General features: G+C 72.9%; 19 protein-coding genes and 1 riboswitch. Of the genes, 10 read left to right on the top strand and 9 right to left on the bottom strand.

All coding sequences use genetic code 11. The features are described 5' to 3' along the window. The first annotated feature begins 36 nt into the window (after positions 1-36). Positions 37-819, top strand: a complete 783-nt coding sequence (gene yaaA / locus ACZ6B1_RS04765; RefSeq protein ID WP_468774949.1) for a peroxide stress protein YaaA — start codon at positions 37-39, stop codon at positions 817-819. A 100-nt stretch (positions 820-919) separates the two neighbouring features. Then, positions 920-1,582: a bifunctional 4-hydroxy-2-oxoglutarate aldolase/2-dehydro-3-deoxy-phosphogluconate aldolase gene (gene eda, locus ACZ6B1_RS04770; RefSeq protein ID WP_468774951.1), complete on the top strand. Its 663-nt coding sequence runs from the start codon at positions 920-922 to the stop codon at positions 1,580-1,582. Here eda and ACZ6B1_RS04775 read toward each other — a convergent pair. The 3 genes from ACZ6B1_RS04775 to ACZ6B1_RS04785 are packed head-to-tail and all read right to left on the bottom strand — an operon-like array spanning position 1,554 to position 4,435. Beyond that, positions 1,554-2,825, bottom strand: coding sequence for a bifunctional RNase H/acid phosphatase (locus ACZ6B1_RS04775; RefSeq protein WP_468774953.1), 1,272 nt, complete (start codon positions 2,823-2,825; stop codon positions 1,554-1,556). The two genes, eda and ACZ6B1_RS04775, sit on opposite strands and share 29 nt — an antisense overlap. Before the next feature lie 12 nt (positions 2,826-2,837). Then, positions 2,838-3,581, bottom strand: coding sequence for a zinc ribbon domain-containing protein (locus tag ACZ6B1_RS04780; RefSeq protein ID WP_468776030.1), 744 nt, complete (start codon positions 3,579-3,581; stop codon positions 2,838-2,840). Then, positions 3,578-4,435 (bottom strand): Nif3-like dinuclear metal center hexameric protein, encoded by an 858-nt coding sequence (locus ACZ6B1_RS04785; RefSeq protein WP_468774955.1) that lies wholly within the window; start codon positions 4,433-4,435, stop codon positions 3,578-3,580. Before ACZ6B1_RS04785 ends, ACZ6B1_RS04780 begins: the two co-directional genes overlap by 4 nt. 186 nt (positions 4,436-4,621) lie before the next feature. Here ACZ6B1_RS04785 and ACZ6B1_RS04790 point away from each other — a divergent pair, with 186 nt between their 5' ends. Beyond that, positions 4,622-5,830, top strand: a complete 1,209-nt coding sequence (locus tag ACZ6B1_RS04790) for a hypothetical protein (RefSeq protein WP_468774956.1) — start codon at positions 4,622-4,624, stop codon at positions 5,828-5,830. Between the two features lie 311 nt (positions 5,831-6,141). Here the strand turns inward: ACZ6B1_RS04790 and ACZ6B1_RS04795 are convergent, their stop codons facing one another. After that, positions 6,142-6,999: a MaoC/PaaZ C-terminal domain-containing protein gene (locus tag ACZ6B1_RS04795; RefSeq protein WP_468774958.1), complete on the bottom strand. Its 858-nt coding sequence runs from the start codon at positions 6,997-6,999 to the stop codon at positions 6,142-6,144. Positions 7,000-7,240: 241 nt separating this feature from the next. On the opposite strand from ACZ6B1_RS04795, the gene ACZ6B1_RS04800 reads away from it, so the two are divergent. After that, positions 7,241-8,518, top strand: a complete 1,278-nt coding sequence (locus ACZ6B1_RS04800; protein WP_468774960.1) for a sensor histidine kinase — start codon at positions 7,241-7,243, stop codon at positions 8,516-8,518. Here the strand turns inward: ACZ6B1_RS04800 and ACZ6B1_RS04805 are convergent. Next, on the bottom strand, positions 8,496-10,064 hold the full coding sequence (locus ACZ6B1_RS04805) for an alpha-L-arabinofuranosidase B (protein WP_468774961.1): 1,569 nt from the start codon (positions 10,062-10,064) through the stop codon (positions 8,496-8,498). The genes ACZ6B1_RS04800 and ACZ6B1_RS04805 overlap by 23 nt on opposite strands. A 215-nt stretch (positions 10,065-10,279) precedes the next feature. On the opposite strand from ACZ6B1_RS04805, the gene ACZ6B1_RS04810 reads away from it, so the two are divergent. From ACZ6B1_RS04810 to ACZ6B1_RS04830, 5 genes are all read left to right on the top strand, one after another. Then, on the top strand, positions 10,280-10,918 hold the full coding sequence (locus tag ACZ6B1_RS04810; RefSeq protein ID WP_468774963.1) for a response regulator: 639 nt from the start codon (positions 10,280-10,282) through the stop codon (positions 10,916-10,918). Between the two features lie 157 nt (positions 10,919-11,075). Further along, positions 11,076-12,815 (top strand): MFS transporter, encoded by a 1,740-nt coding sequence (locus ACZ6B1_RS04815; protein WP_468774965.1) that lies wholly within the window; start codon positions 11,076-11,078, stop codon positions 12,813-12,815. A gap of 200 nt (positions 12,816-13,015) precedes the next feature. Then, on the top strand, positions 13,016-13,666 hold the full coding sequence (locus ACZ6B1_RS04820) for a class I SAM-dependent methyltransferase (protein ID WP_468774967.1): 651 nt from the start codon (positions 13,016-13,018) through the stop codon (positions 13,664-13,666). A gap of 91 nt (positions 13,667-13,757) precedes the next feature. Next, positions 13,758-14,726, top strand: a complete 969-nt coding sequence (locus ACZ6B1_RS04825; protein ID WP_468774970.1) for an N-acetylmuramoyl-L-alanine amidase — start codon at positions 13,758-13,760, stop codon at positions 14,724-14,726. A gap of 161 nt (positions 14,727-14,887) precedes the next feature. Then, the gene (locus ACZ6B1_RS04830; RefSeq protein ID WP_468774972.1) at positions 14,888-15,697 is read left to right on the top strand and encodes a hypothetical protein; all 810 of its coding nucleotides are present in this window, start codon (positions 14,888-14,890) and stop codon (positions 15,695-15,697) included. A gap of 152 nt (positions 15,698-15,849) precedes the next feature. Here ACZ6B1_RS04830 and ACZ6B1_RS04835 read toward each other — a convergent pair whose 3' ends face one another. The 4 genes from ACZ6B1_RS04835 to ACZ6B1_RS04850 all read right to left on the bottom strand — a co-directional run bounded on the left by ACZ6B1_RS04835 (position 15,850) and on the right by ACZ6B1_RS04850 (position 19,802). After that, positions 15,850-16,413: a hypothetical protein gene (locus ACZ6B1_RS04835; protein ID WP_468774974.1), complete on the bottom strand. Its 564-nt coding sequence runs from the start codon at positions 16,411-16,413 to the stop codon at positions 15,850-15,852. 163 nt (positions 16,414-16,576) lie between these two features. Next, the gene (locus tag ACZ6B1_RS04840; protein ID WP_468774976.1) at positions 16,577-17,647 is read right to left on the bottom strand and encodes a prenyltransferase/squalene oxidase repeat-containing protein; all 1,071 of its coding nucleotides are present in this window, start codon (positions 17,645-17,647) and stop codon (positions 16,577-16,579) included. Beyond that, on the bottom strand, positions 17,644-18,396 hold the full coding sequence (locus tag ACZ6B1_RS04845; protein ID WP_468774978.1) for a class I SAM-dependent methyltransferase: 753 nt from the start codon (positions 18,394-18,396) through the stop codon (positions 17,644-17,646). The genes ACZ6B1_RS04840 and ACZ6B1_RS04845 overlap by 4 nt, the downstream gene beginning before the upstream one ends. After that, entirely contained in the window at positions 18,390-19,802 is a 1,413-nt protein-coding gene (locus ACZ6B1_RS04850) for a glycosyltransferase family 4 protein (protein ID WP_468774979.1), read from the bottom strand. The genes ACZ6B1_RS04845 and ACZ6B1_RS04850 overlap by 7 nt, the downstream gene beginning before the upstream one ends. A gap of 220 nt (positions 19,803-20,022) precedes the next feature. Here ACZ6B1_RS04850 and ACZ6B1_RS04855 point away from each other — a divergent pair, with 220 nt between their 5' ends. Beyond that, positions 20,023-20,664, top strand: a complete 642-nt coding sequence (locus tag ACZ6B1_RS04855) for a TetR family transcriptional regulator (RefSeq protein ID WP_468774981.1) — start codon at positions 20,023-20,025, stop codon at positions 20,662-20,664. A 239-nt stretch (positions 20,665-20,903) separates the two neighbouring features. Then, positions 20,904-21,054, top strand: a riboswitch (cobalamin riboswitch). Positions 21,055-21,141: the final 87 nt, after the last annotated feature.

Here is a 21,141-nt window from a genome sequence, read left to right on the forward strand (position 1 = left end):
CGTACGCTGGCGCTGAACCGATGAGAAGGAGTACGCGTGCTTGTCCTGCTGCCGCCCTCGGAAGGAAAAGCGTCCTCGGGCCGTGGCGCCCCGCTGAAGCCGGAGTCGCTGTCCCTGCCGGGACTGGCGGAGGCACGGGAGGCGGTGCTGGCGGAACTCGTCGAGCTGTGCTCCGCCGACGAGGAGAAGGCACGGGAGGTGCTCGGGCTCAGCGAGGGACTGCGCGGAGAGGTGGCGAAGAACGCCGGGCTGCGCACGGCCGCGGCCCGGCCCGCCGGGGAGATCTACACCGGTGTGCTGTACGACGCCCTGGACCTGGCCTCGCTGGACGCGGCGGCGAAGAAGCGGGCGGCGCGCTCACTGCTGGTCTTCTCGGGGCTGTGGGGCGCGGTGCGCGTGACGGACCGTATCCCCTCCTACCGCTGCTCGATGGGCGTGAAGCTGCCGGGGCTCGGCGCGCTGGCGGGGCACTGGCGGGCGCCGATGGCCGAGGTGCTGCCCGAGGCGGCGGGCCGGGGGCTGGTGCTGGATCTGCGCTCCGCCGCGTACGCGGCGGCCTGGAAGCCCAGGCGTGAGGTCGCCGGGCGGACCGCGACCGTACGGGTGCTGCACGCCCCGACCCGGAAGGTCGTCAGTCACTTCAACAAGGCCACGAAGGGCCGGATCGTACGGAGCCTGCTGTCGGCCGGGGCCGCGCCGAAGGACCCCGCCGGGCTGGTGGCGGCGCTGCGGGACCTCGGGTACGTGGTGGAGGTGGAGGCGCCGGGCGGGGCGGGGAAGCCGTGGGCGCTGGACGTGCTGGTGGAGGAGGTCCACTGAGTGCGGTCGCTTGAGCGTTTGAGTGCGGCCGCTTGAGGGTGCCGTTGCATCATGCGCAACGCTCATTGCGGAGGATGTCGCTCCTGGGCACGATGAGGACATGACCTCACCGCTGCCCTCCGCTTCGGCTGCCTCCGTGCTGGATCTCGCGCCCGTCGTCCCGGTCGTGGTGGTGTCGGACGTGTCCGACGCCGTACCGCTGGCGCGCGCGCTGGTGGCCGGGGGGCTGCCCGCCATCGAGGTGACCCTGCGGACGCCCGCCGCGCTGGACGCGATCCGGGCGATCGCCGGAGCGGTGCCGGAAGCGGTGGTCGGGGCGGGCACGGTCCTCACCCCGGAGCACGTGGCTGACTGCGTGGCGGCCGGGGCGCGGTTCCTGGTGAGTCCGGGGTGGACGGACGCGCTGCTGGAGGCGATGCGCGGGTCCGGGGTGCCGTTCCTGCCCGGGGTGTCCACCACCTCTGAGGTCGTGGCGCTGCTGGAACGGGGGGTGCGGGAGATGAAGTTCTTCCCGGCGCAGGCCGCGGGCGGCACGGCCTATCTCAGGTCGCTGGCCGGGCCGCTGCCGCGGGCCCGCTTCTGCCCGACGGGCGGGATCGGTCCCGCGACCGCGCCCGAGTATCTGTCCCTGCCCAACGTCGGCTGTGTGGGCGGGAGTTGGATGGTCCCGGCGGATGCGGTGGCCGCCGGGGACTGGGGGCGGATCGAGGAACTGGCACGGGGCGCGGCGGGGCTCAGGGACGCAGGTGGGACGTGTCGTTGAAGAGCCGTACGCTCGCGTTGCCGTCCGCGTAGTACGCCACCGCGGACAGGGAGGCGGCGGACAGTTCCATGCGGAACAGGGACTTCGGCGGGGCGCCAAGGGCGAGCCGGATCAGGGTCTTGATCGGCGTGACGTGGGTGACCAGCAGGACCGTGCGGCCGGTGTGGGCCGCGACCAGCTTGTCCCGGGTGGCCGCGATCCGGGTGGCGGTCTCCGCGAAGCTCTCGCCGCCGCCGGTGGGGTGGGCCTCCGGGTCGGCGAGCCAGGCGTTCAGGTCGTCCGGGTGGCGCTCGCGGACCTCGCCGAAGGTGAGGCCCTCCCAGGCGCCGAAGTGCGTCTCCCTGAGCCCCTCGTCGATCGTCACGTCCAGGCCCAGCCGGGCGGCGACGATGCCGGCGGTCTCCTGGGTGCGGGCGAGGGGTGAGGCCACGACGGCCTGGATGGTGCCGCGCCTCGCCAGTGCTTCGGCGACGCACCGGGCCTGCTCCCGCCCCGCGTCGGAGAGCGAGGGGTCGGTGCCGCCGCTGCCGGAGAAGCGCTTCTGGGGGGTGAGCGGGGTTTCGCCGTGCCGGAGGAGGACGAGGGTGGCGGGGGCGCCGAGGTCGGGGGCGGCACTCCAGCCGGGTGCCTGCGACTGCTCGGCGGGGCCGGCAGACCGCTGCCCGGCGGTGCTGGAAGGATGCCGCTCGCTGGGGGCGGCCGGACGCTCATCGCCGAGAGGTGCCGCTGCGGCCGCGGCGTCACCGGCCGCGGCCGCCGCGGTCTGCGCCGCACCCGTCGCCTCGCGCATCGCCTCGGCTTCGACGTCGTCGCCGGCCGCGGACCACTGCTCGCCCCGGGCGCCCGCGTCCATCGCCTCGTTGGCGAGGCGGTCGGCGTGGGTGTTCCGGGCGCGGGGGATCCACTCGTAGGTGACCTGGCCGGGCGGGAAGACGCGGTTCGCCTCCGCGGCCAGGGGCTTCATGTCGGGGTGCTTGATCTTCCAGCGGCCCGACATCTGCTCGACGACCAGCTTGGAGTCCATCCGGACGTGCACCCTGGCGGTGGGGTCCAGGGCGTGCGCGGTGCGGAGGCCGGCGAGGAGGCCCCGGTACTCGGCGACGTTGTTCGTGGCGACACCGAGGTACTCGGCCGCCTCGGCAAGGGTCTCCCCCGTCACCGCGTCGCTCACCACTGCGCCGTACCCCGCGGGCCCCGGGTTGCCCCGTGACCCGCCGTCCGCCTCGACGATGAACTCCCGCACCGCGCCGGCTCCTTACAGACCCGACTCGGCGGTGCGCACCAGGATCCGGCGGCAGTTCTCGCAGCGGACCACCGTGTCCGGAGCCGCCACGCGGATCTCGTTCAGTTCGGTGATCGCCAGCTCCTGGCGGCAGCCCTGGCAGGTCCGGGCGTACAGCTTGGCCGCGCCGATGCCGCCCTGCTGCTCGCGCAGCTTGTCGTACAGCTTGAGCAGGTCGGCGGGGACGGACCCGGCGACGACCTCGCGCTCCTTGGTGACGGAGGCGGCCTCGCCGTCGATCTCCTCGAACGCGGCGTCCCGGCGGCCGTTCGCGTCGTCGATCTTCGCCTGGACGGAGCCGACCCGCTCGGTCAGCTCGGCGACCCGCTCCTGCGCGGACTCGCGGCGCTCCATGACCTCCAGGACGACGTCCTCCAGGTCGCCCTGCCGCTTGGCGAGGGAGGCGATCTCGTGCTGGAGGTTGGACAGGTCCTTGGGCGAGGTGACCGCGCCGGAGTCCAGGCGCTGCTGGTCGCGGGCGGCGCGCTGGCGCACCTGGTCCACGTCCTGCTCGGCCTTGGTCTGCTCGCGGGCGGTGTCGCTCTCCTCGGTCTGCGCGGCCACCAGCAGGTCGCGGAGCTGCGTGAGGTCCTTGTTCAGCGACTCGATCTCGGCGTGCTCGGGCAGCGACTTCCGCTTGTGCGCGAGCTGCTGCAGGCGGACGTCGAGGGCCTGGACGTCGAGGAGTCGGATCTGGTCGGCGGGCGCGGCGTTCAGTTGGGGGCTCCCATTGAGCTAGTGGTGACGGTGGACGCCGCGTGGGCGGTCCAGGGGTCGGTGACCGTCCTGGAGACGTGGACCCTGAGGTCCCAGCCGTGACGGTCGGAGATCTCGTCGAGCTGGGCTGCGGCCAGCTCGCACCAGGGCCACTCGGTGGCCCAGTGCGCCGCGTCGAGCAGCGCGAGAGGACTCTGGGCGACGGCCTCGGAGGCCGGGTGGTGGCGCAGGTCGGCGGTGAGGAACGCGTCCACGCCGGCCGCGCGGACCTGGTCGAAGAGGCTGTCGCCGGAACCGCCGCTGACGGCGACGGTGCGGACGACGGCCTCGGGGTCGCCGGCCACCCGGATGCCCTGCGCGGTGGCCGGCAGCCGGTCGGCGACCCGGGCGGCCAGCTCGCGCACGGTGAGCGGACGGTCGAGTTCGCAGATCCGGCCCAGGCCCCGGCGGCCCGCCGGGTCGGTGGGGTCCGGCACGAGGGGGCGTACGACCCGCAGGTCGAGCGCACCGGCCAGGGCGTCGGAGACGCCGGGGTCGGCGGTGTCGGCGTTGGTGTGGGCCACGTGCAGCGCGATGTCGTTCTTGATCAGCGTGTGCACGACGCGGCCCTTGAAGGTGGACGCCGCGACCGTGGTCGTCCCGCGCAGGTAGAGCGGGTGGTGGGTGACCAGCAGGTCGGCGCCGAGCTTCACCGCCTCGTCGACGATCTCCCGCACGGGGTCGACGGCGAAGAGGACCCGGGTGACCTCCTGGTCGGGGTCGCCCGCCACCGTGCCGACCGCGTCCCAGGACTCGGCCCGCTCGGCGGGCCACAGGTTCTCCAGCGCGGCGATGACTTCTGACAGACGGGGCACGGGGAAAAGGCTACCTGGCTGTTCTGTGCGGAAGTACCGCGTCCGCCTCGTCGGGACCGCTCAGCACAGGGGCCGCCGTGCCCTCAGCTGAATCGCTTCTGCGCCACCCGTATGTGTGAAGCCGCCGCCCACCGGTCCCCCGCCCGTGCGTACGAAACTAGCTTCGTCGCCGGAGGTGACCGAACGATGACGGCCTGTGCGATCGAACCCCCATCGACCGACCGGTCCTGCGAGGGCGACGGTGTGCCGGGGCTGGGGTGCGCCATCACGGCGGACGGCGCGTACGCCGCCCGTCTCGCGCCGGACGGTGACTCCTGGTTCCCGGAGCGCTGGACGCTGGACGGCCCGGAGCCGTACGCGGTGCCGCTGCCCGGCCATCAGCCGGAGGAACCCGGTACCCAGGTGCAGCCGATGGGCGACGGAAGGGTGCTGATCCACCGGCTGGTCGAGGAGTACCGGCACACCTTCTGCCTGCTGTACCCGACCGGGCCGGGCACCGGCGAGCTGCCGCTGGGCGCGGTGGAGTGCCCGGAGCCCGGCGCCCGGCTCACGCTGCTGCCCCCGGCTCCGGGCGGCGCGCGGGCGTACGCCCTGGCCGTCGGCCCCCGGGCCACGGTGGTGTGGCTGGTGGCGGGCGCCGCGTTCGGGCCCGAGCGGCTGGCCGAGGTTCCGGGGCGCTGCTCGGGCGGGGTCTGGCTCGACGGCACCGGGCGGCTGCTCGCGCTGGACCGGGAGCTGGACGGTCGCACCAAGACGGTGGTGGTCGACCTGGAGCGCGGCGGCGAGGTCTCGCCCCTGCTGCAGATCGCGGACGGCAGCGACGACCGGCTGCTGCTGGCCGATCCGGACAGCGGGCTGCTGCTGATCTCATCGGACGCGCCCTCCCCCGGGCAGGAACGATTGGGCTGGGGGGTCCTGGGCAGCACGCTGCCGGTGCGCTTCCCGGAGTGCCTGCGCGTGCCGGACTGCTCGGTGACGCCGTTCGCGATCCAGCCGGGGCAGATGCTGATGCCGGAGAACTGCGCGGTGGCGCTGCGCCTCGGGGGGCCGTTCGGCAGTTGGGTGGGCACCTGGCGGCCGGCCGAGCGGAGGATGCGTCATCTCCCGGCTCCGCAGGGGTGGTTGACCGGGTGCGGACTGTGGACGCGGGACGGGGTGCTGCGGCTGCCGTACGCCACGGGGGAGGTCCCGTGCGGCGTGGCGGAGCTGACGGCGCCCTGGGGGGAGACGGGGGGACCGGGGGCGGCGGGGCCGGGGGATCCGGTCCGGGACGGCACGGCCGGCGAGGCGCTCGAGATGCCCCGGCAGACGCCGGTACCGGATCCCTCGGAACCGGTGACGGTCCGTCCGGTGCCGTTGCGGGAGGCACCGCTTGGACGTCTTGTAACGAAGTAGTGCCGGTCGGCGCGCCCGCCTGGATCCGGCCGTGGGTGGGTTGGTTACACTCGCCCGGCTGTAAAAGGATCATGTTGACGGGGTGAATTCTTCCGATGAGCGACACCAGCACGACTCAGCCGCTGTCTGCCGGCTCTCAGGACGCGGACGGCCATGGCCGCCACCGGGGCCCGGTCGCGGCCCAGGACGGTGACACGGCTCCGCGTGGGCGTCACCGCAAGCCGGCCGGGGAGACCGCCGAGGCGGCTGCCTGACGGCAGTGGATGAGGAGGGGCTCCCCGTCGTACGACGGGGAGCCCCTTCCGTGTTTCTCAGGAGTGTTCGACGACGGTGTCGGCGAGGACGGGCGCCTCGTCCCGGTCGACGGCGCTCACGGCCACCCGCACCGTGCCCTCCCCCCGCCACATGCGGATCCGCAGGGTCTCCCCCGGGAAGACCACTCCCGCGAACCGGGTGGCGTACGACCGCACCCGGCTCACCTCGCCGCCGAGCAGCGTGTCGACGACCGCCTTGAGGGTCATGCCGTAGGTGCACAGGCCGTGCAGGATGGGCCGTTCGAACCCGGCGGCCCGGGCGAACCCGGGGTCGGCGTGCATCGGGTTCCAGTCGCCGGAGAGGCGGTAGAGGAGGGCCTGGTCCTCGCGGACCGGACGGTCGACGGTCCGGTCGGGCTCGCCCTCGGGCGGGCCGGGGCGGGTCGAGGGGCCGCGCTCTCCGCCCCAGCCGCCCTCACCGCGCAGGAAGATCCGGGCGTCGCCGGTCCACAGCGGGCCGTCGGCGTCGGCGACGTCGGTGCGCAGCACGAGGACGGCCGCGTCGCCCTTGTCGTACAGGCCGGCGACACGGGAGGTGGCGGTGGCGGTGCCGCGCTCCGGGACGGGACGGTGGACCGTGAGCGACTGGCCGCCGTGCAGGACGCGGACCAGGTCGACCTCGATGCCCGGCGTGGACAGGCCGCTGATCACTCCCGGCGCACCGCCGCCCGCGACGGTGGCGAAGCTCGGCAGGACGTGCAGCCGGGACTCCAGGGTGTAGCGCAGCTCGCCGGGGTCGGTGGCGGGGATGCCGGCGCCGATGCCCAGGTGGTAGAGCTGGACGTCCTTGGCGGTCCAGGCGATCTCGCATGAACGGGGCTCGGCGGCGAGGGCCTTGGCTGCGTCGATGGGCATGCGGCTCCTGGGCTGAGGTGGGCCGGCCGAAGTGGAACGCGTTTCCGGTGCGGCGGCCCTCTGTATAGCCGAGCACTCACGGGTTGTGAAGGCTCCCGATGCCGCGCCGGACCGGCACCCGTGACATTTGTCCCGCCGGGGTCCGTACGCGCGGACCTGCCGTGAGCGGGCGCTCGGTTCGTACGCTGGCCGTCGTACCGCCGCCGCGGGGCGGTGACCATTCGATCGGGGGACGAGAGACATGTCGTGGTGGGCACGTACCAGAGACGGGCTGCGGGAACTGCGCGGGGAGCGGTCCCGCCGGCGGGCTGAGACGGAGCGCTCTCGGGACGCGCGGCGAAGCGGGCGGAAGAGCGGCGGGGACGCGGCCGCCGGCCACCCGGGGCCGCCTCCCACCGGCTTCTCCCTGCTGCCCTGGCTGCTGATGGGCCTGGGGTCCTTCTCCAACCTGCTCCAGGGCGAGACCCCCGACCCCTGGATCGGCGGCCTGGGCCTGCTGACCTTCAACTCCCTGTACATCTACGTCACCTTCCGCTCCTTCGACCCGGACAGGCGCCGGGCGCTCTCCACCCGGGTGGCGCTGCTGCTGATGGGCCTGCTGACCACGGCCCTGGGTCTCGGGTACGGCGGAAGCTGGCTGATGTTCTTCCCGCTGCTCGGGCTCGCGACCGGTGCCACCCTGCGCGGTCCGTGGCTGGGCCGCGTAGGCCTGCTCCTCACGGTGTACGCGGGCGCCGTCTCCGCCGTCCGCGACGGCTGGTCGGACGCCACGAACATCGCCTACGCGACCTTCCTGTCCAGCATGGTGACCGCCGCGATCCTCGGCCTGTCCGAGGCCGTGCGGGAACTGCGCGCCGCCCGGGAGGAACTGGCCCGGCGGGCGGTGGAGAAGGAGCGGCTGCGCTTCTCCCGCGATCTGCACGACCTGCTCGGCCACACCCTGTCGGTGATCGTGGTGAAGTCCGAGGCGGCCCGGCGGCTGGCCCCGCGCGACATGGACGCGGCGCTCACCCAGATCGGCGACATCGAGTCGGTGGGCCGGCAGGCCCTCACCGAGATCCGGGAGGCGGTGACCGGCTACCGCGAGGGCAGCCTGGCCACCGAGCTGGCCCGGGCCCGCTCGGCGCTGTCCGCGGCGAGCGTGGAGCCGGTGGTGCGCCGGTCCGGGACTCCGCTCACGCCGGCGGCCGAGGCACTGCTCGGCTGGGTGGTGCGCGAGGCGGTCACCAACGTCGTCCGGCACAGTGACGCCACCCGCTGCGAGATCACCATCGACAACGCCGTCGAGCAGGTGCGCCTCACCGTCACCGACAACGGCACCGGCGGGGCCGCCCCGCGCGCGGCGGAGGGCATCGGCGGCACGGGGCTCACGGGGCTGACCGAGCGCCTCGCGGCGGCGGGCGGCTCCCTCAGGGCCGGCCCGTCGCCGCGCGGCGGCTTCACGGTCACCGCCGAACTCCCGGTGGAGCCGGCCGGGACGGCTGCCGTAGGGGTCGCTACGGCGCCCAGGGAGAGCTGACCGCCCAGCTCACGTCGTCGCCCCACGAGGTGCCGCTGTCCCAGGCGTTGGAACCGCCGTCGCTCGCGATGTAGACGTTGTGGTCGTAGTGGCGCAGATACCGCGTCGGGTAGTTGTACGAGGCGAACGAGGTGCCCGTGCCGCTCCTGCCGGTCTGCGGGCAGAAGGTGGCGTCGGCCCGGAACTGGGCGGTGCCGTCCATGGGCTGCCGCTGGAGCCGGTAGTCGAAGTGGCGCAGGAAGTCACCGGGGTAGTTCCGCGACTCGAAGGAGACGCAGGAGGCGGCGGCCAGTCCGCGCCGCACGATCCAGGTCGCGTCGCTCTTGTCGAGGGCCGAACTGCCCGACGTCACCGCCGAGATGACCGCCGCGTCGTTCCGGTGGCGGACGTACTCGGTGGTGCAGCAGGAGGTCGTCGCGCGCAGCGAGATCTCCGAGCCGGGCGTCAGGGACCCGGCGCTGCCGGTCGGGCCGCCGTAGCCGGCGGAGACGATGCCGGCCTGGACGGCGTTGTCGGCGGCGTCCGTCGGGATGCCGGAGGTCATCGCGCCCTCGAAGAAGGAGCCGATGGAGCCGTTGCTGTTGTCGCCGCCGGTGCCCAGGACGATCGCGCCCTCCTGGTGCATCGGGGAGTAGCCGCCGGCGGTGGGCTCACCGCCGGAATAGGTGGTCGTGAGTCCGCCGGATTGCGCGTTGCCGTATTTCAGCGCGAAATGGTTCTGCCCGTTGTTCTTCAGCAGCGCGGTCACGAACGGCAGGGCTCCGGTGCCGGTGTTCGAGGTGTTCCTGCTGTACCCGGCGTCCGACTGGAACAGCCCGTTCTCCAGGTCGGCCTGCACCCAGGGGCCCTGTCCGTGGCAGGGCGCGAACCAGCACTCGGTGCCGAAGTTGATGGCGTCCATGTGCCCGTTGCCGGTGTCCGTGTTGCTGGTCTCGGCGTTGCCGTAGTCGAAGCAGCAGCGGTTGTTGACGTGGGTACCGGAGGTCACCATGTACATCCCCTCGGCCTGCCCGTTCACGGCGACGCCGGAGGTGGAGTTGTCCCGGTAGCCCATGCCGGCGGAGACCTCCAGGCCGTAGACCTGGTGGCCGCCGACCGTCACCGGAAGGGCGTCCGCGGGCGCCCCCACGTCGGCCGCGCCGGCCCCGCCCGCGCCCTCGATCGTGAGGTCGTTGTGGCGCGGGGACTGGTCGTGGATCTCGGTGATGACGCAGGTCGTGCCGGAGCAGAAGGAGTCCTGGGCGGCCGCGTCGGCGTATCCGCCGGCGGACAGCGGGCGGATGTCGGCCTTCGCTCCGTCCTTGGCGCGCTGCACCTGGTACAGCGGGCCGTCGTACGAGGAGTACAGGGCGCGGACGAGGCTGTGCGCGGCGACGCACGGCGTGCCGGCGGTGCCGTAGACGTCGCAGGGCAGCGAACTCGCGGCGGCGGCGGGCGGGGCGCCGGTGCCGAGCAGCAGCGCGGCGAGGGCGGCGCAGACCGCGAGGACGGAGAGGGCGGCGCTTCTCGGCCGCCGGGGGCGGGGGCGCGCGGGAGTCGGGACCACGGGTGCACCTCGGTCGGTTGTGGGGGAATTGCGGGTTCCGTACCTGGTGAGCGGTGGTGCGGGAACGGCTGTTCGGTATACCGGACATCGTTCGACCGAAATACCGAACCAATTCAGCCGTCGAAATACCGAACGATTACCTGAAATTCAGAGGCGATTGTTTGCGTATTACTGAGGGAGCGTCAACCCCCGGTACCGAACGAGGGGGAGTCTTCATGGGCGGCCCTGGCTACCCTTGGCCCGTGAACGACATCCGAGTCCTGCTCGCCGAGGACCAGGGCATGATGCGCGGAGCCCTCGCCCTGCTGCTCGGCATGGAGGACGACATCGAGGTGGTCGCCCAGGTGTCGGCCGGTGACGCGATCGTCGAGGCGGCGCTGCTGCACCGGCCGGACGTGGCCCTGCTGGACATCGAACTCCCGGGCATCAGCGGCCTGGACGCGGCGGCCGAGCTGCGGGAGCAGGTGCCCGGCTGCCGGGTGCTGATCCTGACCACCTTCGGCCGGCCCGGCTATCTGCGCCGGGCCATGGAGGCCGGGGCGGCCGGGTTCCTGGTCAAGGACGGCCCGGTGGAGGAGCTGGCCGCGGCGGTCCGGCGGGTGCTCGGCGGGGAGACCGTGGTCGATCCGGCGCTGGCCGCGGCCGCGCTCAGCGCCGGGCCGAATCCGCTCACGGCCCGCGAGCGCGAGGTGCTGAAGGCGTCGGTGGACGGGGCGACGGTGGCCGACATCGCCGGCCGGCTCCATCTGTCCGAGTCCACCGTCCGCAACTACCTGTCCTCGGCGATCGGCAAGACCGGCACCCGCAACCGCGCGGAGGCGGTCCGGGAGGCCCGGCAGCAGGGGTGGCTGTGACCTGCTTGATCAGCTTGGGGGCCGGAGGCTGACGGCTGACGGCTGATCAGAAACCCATGGTCAGGTCAAGAATTCGTTAGAGGCTCGAAGCAACGGAATAGTTGCCTGTGCATACGAGGTTTACCGGGCACTCATGTCACGCGGGAGGCCTCACTCAATGACCCACACGACCGATCACCCAAGCCGGAGGGCCGGCGGGGCCGTGGTCCCGGTGCTCGCCTTCGCGGGCATCGTGGTCGCGGTGATGCAGACCCTGCTGGTGCCGGTCATCAAGGATCTGCCGCAACTGCTGGCGACCGCTCCCAGCAACGCCACCTGGGTCCTCACCTCGACCCTGCTGTCCGGCGCCGTCGCCACACCGATCATGGGCCGGCTCGGCGACCTCTACGGCAAGCGCCGCATGCTGGTCCTCAGCCTCACCGTGATGGTGGCGGGCGCCCTGGTCAGCGCCGTGACCAGCACGCTGCTCACCATGATCGTCGGCCGTACCCTGCAGGGCTTCGCCATGGGCGCGATCCCGCTGGGCATCGGCCTGATGCGGGACATGCTGCCGCGCGAGCGGCTCGGCTCGGCCATGGCCCTGATGAGCTCCTCCATCGGCGTCGGCGGCGGACTCGCCCTGCCCGCCGCCGCCCTGGTCGCCCAGCACACCGACTGGCACGCCCTGTTCTACGGCGCGGCCGGGCTCGGCGCACTGGCCATCGCCCTCACCCTGCTCGTCGTGCCCGAGTCCCCGATGCGCGCCAAGGGCTCCTTCGACCTGCTCGGCGCGCTCGGCCTGTCCGCCGGCCTGGTGCTGCTCCTGCTGCCCGTCACCAAGGGCAGCGACTGGGGCTGGTCCTCCGGTACGACGCTCGGCCTGTTCGGCGCCTCCGTCGCCGTGTTCGTCCTGTGGGGCCTGTACGAGCTGCGTGTCCAGGCGCCCCTGGTCGACCTGCGCACCACCGCCCGCCGCGAGGTGCTGCTCACCAACCTCGCCTCGATCATGGTCGGCGTCAGCTTCTACGTCGTCTCGCTGGTCCTGCCCCAGCTCCTCCAGCTGCCCAGCGCCACCGGCTACGGCCTCGGCCGGTCCATGGTGGTCGCAGGCCTGTGCGTGGCCCCGCTCGGCCTGACGATGATGTTCACGGCGCCGGTGTACGCCCGCCTGTCGGCCCGCTACGGCCCGCGGACCACCCTCATCACCGGCCTGCTGATCATCGGCATCGGCTACGGCGGCGGCCTCGGCCTGATGGACGCCGCCTGGCAGACGATCGTCACCTCGGTCGTCCTCGGCGCCGGCATCGGCCTCGCCTACTCCTCACTGCCCGCCCTGATCATCGGCGCGGTCCCGGCCTCGGAGACCGGCGCCGCCAACGGGCTCAACACCCTCATGCGGTCCATCGGCACCTCCGTCTCCAGCGCCGTCATCGGCATGGTGCTGGCCAACACGGCGAACGACGTGGGCGGTGTCGCGATCCCCACCATGCACGGCTTCCGCGTCTCCTTCCTCATCGCCACGGCCGCCGTCGCGGTGGGCCTGCTGCTCGCGGTGTTCCTGCCCCGGGCTCCCCGCCCGGCCCAGCACACCCAGCTGCGCGCCAGCAGCGAGGAGGAGGCCGGCATCCGGCACGCCGAGGAGGTCCTGCGCGGCTTCCGCGGCCGGGTGCTGGACGCCGCCGGCACCCCGGTCGCCCGCGCCAAGGTCACCCTGATCGACCGCCGGGGCCGCCAGGCGGGGGCCACCCTCTCCGGGGAGGACGGCTCCTACGCCCTCGCGGTCCCCGCTGAGGGACCGTACGTGCTGGCCGCCAAGGCCGCCGGGCACGGGCCGCTGGCCTCGGCCGCGACGCACGGCGGCGGCGACCGCCCCGTCGATCTGGACCTGCCCCTGCCGGGCGGGACGGCCGGCGCCTGACCCGGATGTCCGGCCCGGACGCCGCGAGACACCGGACGCCGGGAGAGCCGGGCGCTTGAGAGCCACGCCATACCCACCCCCTGTCGCCGCCCGGCAGGGGGTGCGGCAGCATGGGGCGCCCGGAAGGCCCCACGACCGGGTGTGTCCGAGCACGACCGCACCGAGCACGACCGCACCGAGTACGACCGAGAGGAATCCCCATGCCCGCGGCACCCAAGCCCGAGATCCTGGCCGCGTTCGAGGCGGCGAAGGGGTTCATGCCCGCGGACGAGGGGCTGGCGCTGTACGCGGCCGCGGCCGAGGCCGGGCGGCTCGGGCTGCCGCTGCTGGAGGTCGGCACCTACTGCGGGCGGTCCACCGTCCTGCTCGCGGACGCGGCCCGCGAGGCCGGCGTCACCGCGTTGACCGTGGACCACCACCGGGGCAGCGAGGAGCAGCAGCCGGGCTGGGACTACCACGACCCGGAGACGGTCGATCCCGAGATCGGGCTGATGGACACGCTCCCCGCCTTCCGCCGCACCCTGCACCGGGCGGGCCTCGAGGAGCACGTGGTCGCCCTCGTCGGCCGTTCCCCGCAGATCGCCGCGATCTGGAACTCCCCGCTCGGCCTCGTCTTCGTCGACGGCGGCCACACCGACGAACACGCCACCGCCGACTACGAGGGCTGGGCGCCGCACGTCGCCGAGGGCGGCTTCCTCGTCATCCACGACGTCTTCCCGCACCCCGAGGACGAGTTCACCGGGCAGGCGCCGTACCGGGTCTACCTGCGGGCCCTGGAATCGGGGGCGTTCACCGAGACCGCCGTGACCGGGTCGCTGCGCGTGCTGCGGCGGACCGGGCCGGGGATCTGACCCCGGCGCGGTCGCCGGCGGCGCCCGGACCCGTCCCCCGTTGGGCCCCACCGCCATGTGGGCCTCCCGCACGGCGGTTAGGGTGGCAGACGTGTCGTACGTAGGACCGGACTTCGATCCCCCGCAGCCGCGCCGGCCCCGGCGCGGACCGCTGACCGTCGCGCTCGCCGCCCTGGTGCCCGGCGCACTGCTCGGCTGGCTCGTGTACGAGACGGCGGGCGGATCGGGCGGGTCCTCCGGCGTCGCGGGCTCCGCCTCGCCCACCACCTCCTCCTCCGTCCGCGCGTCCGCTCCGCCGGCCGCGCCCTCGCGGACCGGCGACTCCGCCCACGACGCCAAGGATCCGGGCCCGGTGGCGGGCAGTTCGGCCCCCGCCGCCTCCGGCCCGCTCAAGGGCAAGGTCGTCGTCATCGACCCGGGCCACAACCCCGGCAACTTCCAGCACTCCTCCGAGATCAACCGCCAGGTGGACATCGGCACGAACCGCAAGGAGTGCGACACCACCGGCACCTCCACCAACTCGGGTTATACGGAAGCCCGGTTCACGCTGGACGTCGCACACCGGCTGCGCACACTGCTGGAACGGCAGGGCGCCACCGTGAAACTGACGCACGACGGCGACTCCCCGCCCTGGGGCCCGTGCGTCGACGAACGTGCCCGCATCGGCAACACCGCGCGCGCGGACGCGGCCGTCTCGATCCACGCGGACGGCTCGGCTCAGGGCAACCGCGGCTTCCACGTCATCCTGCCCGCGTCCGTGCACGCGGGCGGCGCCGACACCCGCCCCATCGCCGGCCCCTCCAAGGACCTGGGCACGCGCATCGCGGGCCGGTACCTGCGGCTCACCGGCGAGCCGCCCTCCAACTACGTGGGCGACGGCACCGGCCTCGTCACGCGGGAGGACCTGGGCGGTCTCAATCTGTCAACGGTTCCCAAGGTGTTCATCGAGTGCGGCAACATGCGCGATACCAAGGACGCGGCGCTGCTCACCAGCGGCGCCTGGCGGCAGAAGGCGGCGCAGGGAATCTCTGAGGGAATCGTGAGTTTCCTGCGCGGGTAGCGATCGGCGGGTCCATCCGGGCGGACAGGGTGATCGTGCGGGCGATAGTGTCGTCCCTACGATGAGGGGCCACCCCTGCGCTCAACACCGGGACTTGGAAACGACTTGGTGACAGCGACGCCTCCTCCGACGACGAGACGACCTACGAAGGACCTGCTGAAGTGAATATCCGCTCCCTCACTCGAGGCGACGGCGTGGTGATCGGAGCAGCGGTGTTGCTGTTCATCGCGTCGTTCCTCGACACGTTCGACAAGTCCGGCAGTGGCGCCCCGAACGCCTGGGACAACCTCGGCCTGGTGATGAGCATGTACGTCGGCGGCATCGCCGGCGCGGTCCTGATCGTCGTCGCCCGGGCGCTCCCGCAGCCTCGCAAGGTGATCGGGCTCGACCTCGGCCAGATCGGTGTCGCGCTGACGATCTTCGCCGCGTGGACCTCGTTCTGGACCATCATCGACCCGCTGGGTTCGTTCAGTGACAGCTTCGACAGCCTCGACGTCGGCGCGGGGGCGGGCCTCATCCTCGGCCTCATCGCCGCTCTGCTGCTGGCCGCCGCCGCCGTCGCCACTCCCCTCGTCCCGCCCCTGCAGGCCGCGCTGGTCCCGGCTCCCAAGCCGGCCGCCCCGCAGCCCTACGGCGCCCAGCCGCCCGGTGGTTACGGCTACCCCGGCGCCCAGCCGCAGCCGGGCCAGCCCTACGGTGCCCAGCCGCAGCCGGGCCAGCCGTACGGTCAGGCCGCCGCTCCGGCGGCCCCGGCGCCGCAGCCGGCCGGCGGGGACTTCTCGCCGTTCTGGTTCGCCGTGCCGGCGACCCGCCCGCTGTTCGCCGAGGACGGCAGCGCGACGCCCATCGCCGAACTGGCCCCCGGCACCTGGTACCTCGCCGTCGAGCAGCGCGGTGCCGCGCTGGTGGCGCAGACCCAGGACGGCCGCCGCGGCGTTCTGCAGGACACCTCGGGGATCCAGCGCGGCTGAGCCGCCCCCCCCCGTACCCCCGTGCACGGCCCCTCGCCCTTCAGGGCGGGGGGCCGTCGCCGTACGTGCCGTCTCCAGGACGGTATGTGACGCACCATCAGAGACCGGCCAGGTGGTCCGGCGGCGTCGCACGCCGCGAGGCGATCGCCGCCCTAGGAACCGTTCTTGACGTCGGACAGGGACGGCACCTTGTTCTTGACCTCGGCGCCGGCGTTCTTCCCGGCGTCCTTCACCTGGTTGATGATGTCGTTGAAGTCGTTGGCCGCCCCGCCGTCACCCTTGCGGAGCTTGGCGGGCAGTTTCTTCAGCGACTCGATGCCCGCCGTGATCGGGGCGATGGCCTTGGAGAGGGTGGGATCGCCCTTGGCGTTGCGCGCCGCGGCCTTCAGGCGGTTGTACGCGAACGCACCGGCGAGGCCCGCCTTGACGAGGGTCAGCTTGCGGCCGTGCGCACCCTTCTTGAACTTGCCCGCCTTGTAGGGCTTGTAGATCCACTGGTAGACGGCTCCGGCCGCGAGGCCCGCGTTCGCCACGAACCGGGTCTTGGCGAACTTCTGCTTCTCGGCGGAGGTGCTGGGGCTGGGCTCGGCCGCCGCGACGGCGGCCGTCGGGTTGCGCTGCGAGGTGCCGTGGCTCGACGCGTAGGCCGTGGAGCCGGCGAGTAGCGCGCAGCAGAGGGTGAGGGCCACGGCGATGTGGCGTATCGGTACGGGCACGGTGTCCTCCTGTGGAGGTGTCGCTTTCGGTCCATGTGCTCCGTGGAGCCGTGTGACCTCACGCACCCCACCCGAAACATGGACATGTCGCGCAACACGCGCATATCTCGCCACGGTTCGGCACGCGGGGTAGCCGTGCGGCGACCGACCGTGCCGGCGCCTGTCAGTCGCAGCAGTCGGGGTCCAGCCCGGACGGCAGGTACTCCCCGCCGAAGACCGCGCAGGTGGCGTCGTGGCCGCCCAGCGCGGCGACGGCCAGGAGCAGCGAACCCGCCGTCCAGGTGGTGAGCTCGCGGGGCCATATGGCGTCGTCGTCGAAGACGTAACCCGTCCAGTACAGGCCGCTCTCCGCGTCCCTCAGGTGCTGCACCGACTGCAGGATGTCCAGCGCGCGGTCGGACTCGCCCATCGCCCACAGGGCCAGCGCGAGTTCGCAGGACTCGCCGCCGGTCACCCAGGGGTTGGGGACGACGCAGCGCACACCCAGGCCCGGGACGACGAAGCGGTCCCAGTCCGCCTCGATGCGCTCCTTGGCCTCGGATCCGGTGAGCGCGCCGCCGAGGACCGGGTAGTACCAGTCCATCGAGTAGCGGTCCTTGTCGAGGAAGCGCTCGGGGTGCCGGCGGATGGCGTGGCGCAGCGCCCCGGCCGCCAGCTCCCAGTCCGGCTGCGACTCCTCGCGCTGCTCGGCGATGGCGAGCGCGCAGCGCAGCGCGTGGTGCACGGAGGAACTGCCGGTGAGCAGGGCGTCGGCCGTGGGGGTGCCGTCGTCGTCACGGCGCCAGCCGATCTGGCCGCCGGGCTGCTGCAGCCGCAGCACCCACTCGACCGCCGCGTACACGGTGGGCCACATGCGGTCCAGGAACGTGTCGTCGCCGGTGGACAGGTAGTGGTGCCAGACGCCTACGGCTATGTAGGCGACGAAGTTGGACTCACGGCCGCGGTCGGTGACGTCGTCGTGGGCGCCGTCGGCGTAGGCCGCGTACCAGGAGCCGTCCTCGTTCTGGTGGGCGGCGAGCCAGTCGTACGCCCGCTCGGCGGCCTCGTGCTCGCCGGCCGCGTCCAGGGCCATCGCGGCCTCGGTGTGGTCCCACGGGTCGAGGTGGTGCCCGCGGAACCAGGGGATCGCGCCGTCCTCCCGCTGTACGGCGAGGATGCCGCGTACCGTCGCGGCGGCCTGCTCGGCGGTGAGGACCCCGGGCAGGACGAGGTGTTCTGTCCGGGGGGTGGTCACTTGGCGGCCGCCTCGGAGGTCTCGTCCACCCGCGGGAGGTGGGGCTTGGTGGCGTAGACGACGAAGCTCTTGCCGATGACCGGGTTCAGCGCCTGCTCGGCGATCCGGGTGGCGAGCGGCTTCTTCATGATGTCCCAGACCAGCAGCTTGTGGTACGCCCGCACCGGCAGCGCCTTGTCGTTGTCCACGCCGAACGCGCACTTCAGCCACCAGTACGGCGAGTGCAGGGCGTGTGCGTGGTGGCTGCCGTACGGCCGCAGGCCCGCCTCGCGGACCTTGCCCAGCAGCTCGTCGGCCTTGTAGATGCGGATGTGGCCGCCCTCGACCTCGTGGTAGGCGTCGGACAGCGTCCAGCAGACCTTCTCGGGACCGTAGCGGGGCACGGTGATGGCGATGCGGCCGCCGGGCCGGAGCACGCGCACCATCTCGGCGAGGACGCCCTTGTCGTCGGGGATGTGCTCCATCACCTCGGAGATGATGACGACGTCGAAGGACTCGTCGGGGAAGGGCAGCGCGAGGGCGTCGCCCTCCATGGCGGTGGCGGTGGCGCCGGCCGGTGCCTCGCCGGCCTCCTTCATGGCCGCGAACCATTTGGCGACCTCGCGGATCTCCTCGCCGTTCTGGTCGAGGGCCACGACCTGCGCGCCGCGCCGGTAGCACTCGAAGGCGTGCCGGCCGGCCCCGCAGCCGAGGTCCAGGACACGGTCGCCGGGGGCGAGCGGGAACCGGGAGAAGTCGACGGTCAGCACGTGGCCCTGCTTTCACGGTCGGAGGTTGCGCGGTCGGAGACGAGTGGTTCTCGGAGAACGGCGGCGGGCGCGGCGCCGGACCGGTCCCGGGCGTCCGGGCGGCCGCCGTGACCGGCGATGGCCTCCCGGTAGCGGGCCACCGTTCCCTCGGCGGCCCGGGCCCAGGTGAAGCGGCTCAGTACCCGCTCGCGGCCGGCGCGGCCGAGGCGCTCGCGCAGCCCGGGGTCGCCCAGCAGCCGGACGAGCCCGACGGCGAGGGCCCCCGCGTCACCGGGCGGCACGGCGAGGCAGGTCTCGCCGTCGCGTCCGGCGACCTCGGGGATGGCGCCGCCGGTGGTGGCGACCAGGGGGGTGCCGGTGGCCATGGCCTCGGCGGCGGGCAGCGAGAAGCCCTCGTAGAGCGAGGGCACGCAGGCGACCTCGGCCGAGCGGATCAGGTCGACCAGTTCGGCGTCGGAGATGCCCTTGACGAACTCGACTGAGTCTTCGAGGCCGTAGCGCTCGATCGCCTGGGCGACGGGTCCCTCCGTGGGGCGCTTGCCGACGACGACGAGGTGGGCGGCCGGGTGTTCGGTGCGCACCTTGGCGAGGGCCTCCACCAGGAAGACCAGGCCCTTGAGGGGGACGTCGGCGCTGGAGGTGGTGACGATCCGGCCGGGCACCTCGGCGACGGCGGGATTCGGCGCGAAGAGGTCGGTGTCGGCGCCGATGTGGACCACGTGGACGCGGTCGTCGCGGACGCCGAGATGGTCCACGATCTCCTGGCGGGAGCTGCCGGAGACGGTGAGCACCGAGGGCAGGCGGCGGGCGACGCGCTTCTGCATCCGGGTGAAGGCGTACCAGCGGCGCACGGACAGACGGCGCTGCCGGCTCTCGGCCGCGTCCAGCTCCAACTGCCGGTCGACGGTGATGGGGTGGTGGATCGTGGTGACCAGGGGGGCGCCGATGTCGCCGAGCAGGCCGTAGCCGAGCGTCTGGTTGTCGTGGACGACGTCGAACTCCCCGCGCCGGGCGCGCAGATGGCGGCGGGCGCGCAGGGAGAACGTGAGCGGCTCGGGGAAGCCGCCGGTCCACATGGTGGCGACCTCGAGGGCGTCGATCCAGTCCCGGTACTCGTCCCGCCCGGGGGTGCGGAACGGGTCGGGCTGGCGGTAGAGGTCGAGGCTGGGCAGCTCGGTGAGGCTCAGGCCGTCGTGTCCCTCGTCGAGCACGGGATAGGGCTGGGCTCCGATGACCTCGACGCGGTGGCCGAGGCGGGCCAGCTCGCGGGAGAGGTGCCGGACGTAGACGCCCTGGCCGCCGCAGAACGGGTTCCCCTTATAGGTGAGGAGCGCGATGCGCAGCGGTGGCCCGCCGTCGGCTGCGAGCTCCGGTCGGGGCCCCGCCTGACTGGCCTCAGCGGTCACTCCGGGCCCCCTTCTCGCTGCACTCTCCCGCGACACTATGACGGGACGCTAATCTAGAACAAGTTTCAGACTTGATCGTTCAAGAGGCTCTGAATCTACCGGCAGGTAGGGGCCCTGACAGCAGTGGAACAGGTGATTCACGCCACGGCGCGAACCCCCCGCATGCTGGATGATCACGTGCCCTACAGATGTCCTCACCGACTGTCACGGAGCGGGACCCATGCCTGCGGAATCCAAGCTGGAAGCCGGGAGTGTCCGGCCCCCCACGGCGCCGCTGACCGAGCGGCAGGAGGCCCGCCGCCGCCGGATCCTGCACGCGAGCGCGCAACTGGCGAGCCGGGGCGGTTTCGACGCCGTGCAGATGCGGGAGGTCGCCGAGTCCTCGCGGGTCGCCCTCGGCACCCTGTACCGGTACTTCCCGTCGAAGGTGCATCTGCTGGTCGCCACCATGCAGGACCAGCTGGAGCACATGCACGGCACCCTCCGCAAGAAGCCTCCGGCGGGCGACTCGGCAGGCGAGCGGGTCGCGGAGACCCTGATGCGGGCGTTCCGGGCCCTGCAGCGCGAGCCGCAGCTGGCGGACGCGATGGTCCGCGCCCTCACCTTCGCCGACCGCAGCGTCTCCCCCGAGGTCGACCAGGTCTCCCGGCAGACCACGGCGATCATCCTCGACGCGACGGGCCTGGACCACCCGACGCCGGAACAGCTCTCCGCGGTCCGCGTCATAGAGCACACCTGGCACTCGGCCCTGATCACCTGGCTCTCGGGCCGCGCCTCCATCGCCCAGGTGAAGGTCGACATCGAAACGGTGTGCCGGCTGATGGACCTGACGGATCCGGAGGCCGGCCCGAGGGGGCACTGAGGGCGACTACCCGGGGCGCTCCGGAACGGCGCCACCCCGCGTCAACCTGTCAAGTCGCGTTGACAGTTGCGGGAGCGGTGGGTGAGGATCAGGACACGGAGAGCAAGATCGACTCACCTCGGGTGCCGTCTATGGGGGAGCGGCATCCGGGGTGTTCCGGTGCGACGGGCACGCCTCCGCCGTCAACTCCCTCCCGAAATGGCCGTGACCCCGGTCACCGGGCCCGTGTGCTCACAGCCACTCATCAGCCCCGGCAGGGCTGCCGGTAAAGTGGCGACGTCGTCATCACACCCGTACGGGGGGAAGCCGGTGCAATTCCGGCGCTGACCCGCAGCCGTGAGCCGTTCGTCCATCGACGGTGAGCCGGACCGCCTCGTACGGGACGTTGACCGGCTCACGTGCGCGGCGGCCCGCCGCGCACGGCACCGTCGAGGTTTACGGGGCCGAGCCGCCCGGGGTGTTTCCCGTGCGCTGCCG

Source organism: Streptomyces sp. NPDC041129 (assembly GCF_055592265.1).